Source organism: Roseateles sp. P5_B10, assembly GCF_056400485.1.
In genome coordinates, this window is the sequence record NZ_JBFULE010000544.1 from 1 (window position 1) to 3645 (window position 3645).

Below are 3645 nucleotides of genomic sequence, written 5' to 3' on the forward strand. Positions count from 1 at the left end.
GGCCGAGGTCGTTGCGCCAGCCGCTGAACTCGGGTTGCTTGTCCAGGTGGCCGTAGACGACGACCGTGTCTTGCGAATCTGCCTTGGTGGCCGGCACCTCGAAGAAGATGACCGGCGTGCGGCCGGGGATGCGCACCACTTCGAGCTTCAGGCCGGCAACCTTCTTGCTCTCGACCCAGGCGGCGGCCTGGGTCAGCACCTTCTCGATATGGCCGTTCTTCGCCCAGTCGGCGTCGAACATCGGGCTCTTGGCCGGAATGGCGATGTAATCGGTCAGCGCGGGGACGATTTCCTCGTCCCAGACGCGGGCGGCAAATTCGCCCAGCGCGCTCGTCTCATCGGCTTGCAGGGGCAGGTGGGGATCACGTGCGTTCATGGCGTACTCCTGGCGCTTGTGGCGCGACTTACCAGTTTAGGCTTGGCCGCGACAGGCATCACGCCGCCTGGGATAACTACCGGCGGCATTCACGGCGTCAACCGCTTAGGCTCGACGCCAAGATGCGCTTGTTACTGATTGTTCTGATTGCGCTGCTGACCGGCTGTGCCTCAGGCCCCAAATTCACCGTGGACGACGGCCGCAAGGTCGACGAGACGCTGCTGGCCGGCATGCGTGCCTATGGCGCCGGCGAGCGCCTGATCCGCCCGGCCATCGCGCGCAGCGCGGCGCTGAAAGACAAGGACTGCGACAAGCAGTGGGAGCTGCCCTTCGCCGTGGCCACCAGCGCCGGCTGGAGCGCGGACGATCGCGTCGCCTGGGTGCGCGCCCTGCAGGTGGACGAGAGGCTGACCGTCATCGCCGTCACCCAGGATTCGCCGCTGGCCCCGAGCGACCGCATCGTGCGCGTCGGCGGCCGCGAGGACATCGACGGCGAGCGCCTGCTGGAAACGCTGGCCGAGGCGCGCGACGCTGGCAAGCCCTTCAACGTCGGCCTGGCCTCAGGCCGCAACGTCGCCATCAAGCCCTTCGAAGTCTGCCGCGGCTACACACGCTTCGCACCGCCCAACACGGCGCAGCTGCAGGACTACCACTGGCTGCTCAGCCTGCACCCGCTGGAGGTGACCCAGGCCGAGCCCACACCCGACGAGGCGCTGTGGATGGTGTTGTGGACGCAGGGCCTGTCCGAAGAGGGCGGGGCCCGCATGAAGACCTACCACTACGCCATCAAGATCGCCGGCACCCTCTACAACCTGGCCACACTGGCCTCGGGCGTCAAGGCCGCGGCGCTGGCCGCCGACGCCGCGATGAGCGCGGCCAAGAGCGCCGCGGCCAACGTGGCCAGCGAGTTCCTCAAGCAGCAGCTCATCGAGCAGGGCAAGGCGCTGGCGACGCAGAAGATCCGCGAAGGCCTGGTGGACGCTGCTCAACAGCTGACGCGCCAGCAGGTCATGAACGTGATGCAGGCCGCGGCCGCCAACCGCGGCTCGCTGTCGGGCGTCTCCCGCATCGCGGCCACCACCTTCGACTATGCCGACGCCTGGGCCTTCACGCGCATGGCGGCCCTGGGCGCGTCGCCGCTGGCGGGCTTCACGCTGCACCAGAAACTCATCGAGCGCAGCCTGGCCGCCAACGCCTTCCTGTTCGACGCCGACCGCCTGGCGGCCATCAACAAGATCGCCGCCGCACGCGGTTTCGAGGCCGAGGTGGTCGCCATCCTCGGTGGCCTGCGCGCCGACACGCTGCGGGCCGAGATCGGCGCCATGCCGCTGGCCTCGGCGCGCGGCAGCTTCAGCTTCGACAACCCCGACGACCCCGGCGCCGGCCGTTTCTCCCGCGGCCTGGTCGACGCCATGCTGGAACTGCCCGCCGAGTCGGCCACCAAGAAATGAAGTTCGCCATCACGCTGCTGCTGTTGACGGCCGCCTGGGCTCAGGCCCAGACGCCTCCCGAAGCCGGGGCGTCGGCACCCGAGCCCGCAGCTTCCGAGCCCGTCGCCGCGCCGGCCCCACCGCCGCCCAGCTGCGCCCAACTGTCGAGCCGGGCGCTGTCGGCCGACCTGCGTGCCGCCACGGCCCAATCGCAGAACCAGCCACTGGAGGCCCTGGTCAAGCTCTACGACGAGGCGGTTGCGCAATGGGGCGGGGCACTGGCCAGCTGCGACGGCCGCGCTCGCGAACGCGCCCAACGCAACCTGGCCGACAGCCAGAAGACCCGCGAAGCCCTGGCCGAGAAGCTGCAGTCCGGCAGCCAGTGCGAGAGTGCCCACCGCGATGCCGCCTCGCTGCAGGAGCTGGCCCGCGCGGCCTTTGGCGAGCGGCGCTTTGGCGACGCCGCCAGCCTCTACCGCAAGGCCGAGGGCATGTGGGAGCTGGCCGCCGAGCAGTGCAACGGCAGCCAGCAGCAGACTGCCCAGCGCCGCCGCGAGCAGAGTGAGATCGACGGCCACAACGCCGAGTTCTGCGCCGCGCCCTTCGAGCGCGCCCGCGAGTTCTCCAGCAAGCTGCGCAACACCGGCGCCGCCCTGCCGCTGGCCGAGCGCCAGACACAAAGCCAGATCGGCGAGACGCTGTGGCGCGACACCGCCAAGCTCTGCAAAGGCAGCGCCCAGGAGCTGGCGACGAACAACGCCCAGGCCCTGGCTCGCGAGCGCGGCACACCCTGGGTGGCGACACCGCTGCCCGGCGCGCCGGCACCGGTGGTTGCGGCAGCGCCCAAACCGGCGGCCGCGATGGCGGCACCCGTCACCAACAAGGCCGCTGCCAGCGCGCCACCGCCGGCCCCGCCTGGGCTGCGCCAGGCAGCAGCCGCACCGATCACGCCCCTCGCCCAGCCCACAGCAGCGCCGGTGCMGGTTCCCGAGCCCAAGCTTTTCGATCGCATGGCCGGTGACACGCGCTACGTTGGCCAGTTCGTGCGCAATGACGACGACACCGTCACGGGCTCCGGTCGCGTCGAGTGGAAGAACGGCGACGTCTACGAAGGCCCGCTGCTGCGCAGCCAGCGCCAGGGCGTCGGCGAGATCCGCTGGGCCGCCGGCCAGCGCTACAAGGGCGACTGGGTGGCCGACCGCGCCACCGGCCGCGGCACCATGAGCTTTGCCAACGGCAATCACTACGAAGGCACGTTGATGGACGGCCAGCCAGAGGGCGAAGGCAAGCTGACCTATGCCTCGGGCGACGTCTACAGCGGCCAGATCCGCCAGGGGCTGCCGCATGGCCGCGGCAGCTATGTCTGGATGAGCGGCCAGCGCTACGAGGGCGAATGGGTCAACGACAAGCCACAGGGCCAGGGCAAGATGCGCTTCAGCAACGGCAACCAGTACGAAGGCCAGATGGCCGCCGGCCTGCCCCAGGGACGCGGCCGCATGATCTTCCCTGGCGGCGACGTCTACGAGGGCGAGTTCGACGCCGGCAAGGCCCACGGCCAGGGCAAATACGCCTGGCGCAGCGGCGAGCGCTACGAAGGCGCCTGGGCGCGCGGCCTCAAGCATGGCCAGGGCACCTTCCACTGGCCCAGCGGCGATCGCTGGGAAGGTGTGTTCAAGGACGACGAGCGCACGGACGAGGGCTTCATGGTGCGCAAAGGCAGCTGAGGGACGGCCCGAGACTGCCGCCTCCGTTACGCTTGCCCCATCAGCTTTTCTTTTGGAGATCCACGATGAAGACCCTGCTCACCGCCCTCGTCACCGCCCTCGCCATCGCTGCCCC

The 3645-nt window shown here is 69.9% G+C and carries 2 protein-coding genes and 1 pseudogene; 2 read left to right on the forward strand and 1 reads right to left on the reverse strand.

The window, feature by feature from the left end:
- Nucleotides 1-376, reverse strand: a pseudogene (locus tag AC1DU6_RS23525) (peptidase M20); the annotation flags it as partial.
- Nucleotides 377-504: 128 nt separating this feature from the next.
- On the opposite strand from AC1DU6_RS23525, the gene AC1DU6_RS23530 reads away from it, so the two are divergent.
- Both AC1DU6_RS23530 and AC1DU6_RS23535 read left to right on the forward strand, forming a co-directional pair.
- Nucleotides 505-1827: a hypothetical protein gene (locus AC1DU6_RS23530; protein WP_457389253.1), complete on the forward strand. Its 1323-nt coding sequence runs from the start codon at nt 505-507 to the stop codon at nt 1825-1827.
- A complete protein-coding gene (locus tag AC1DU6_RS23535) occupies nt 1824-3530 on the forward strand; it encodes an MORN repeat-containing protein (protein WP_477860001.1) in 1707 nt (568 codons plus the stop codon). Before AC1DU6_RS23530 ends, AC1DU6_RS23535 begins: the two co-directional genes overlap by 4 nt.
- Nucleotides 3531-3645 lie beyond the last annotated feature (115 nt).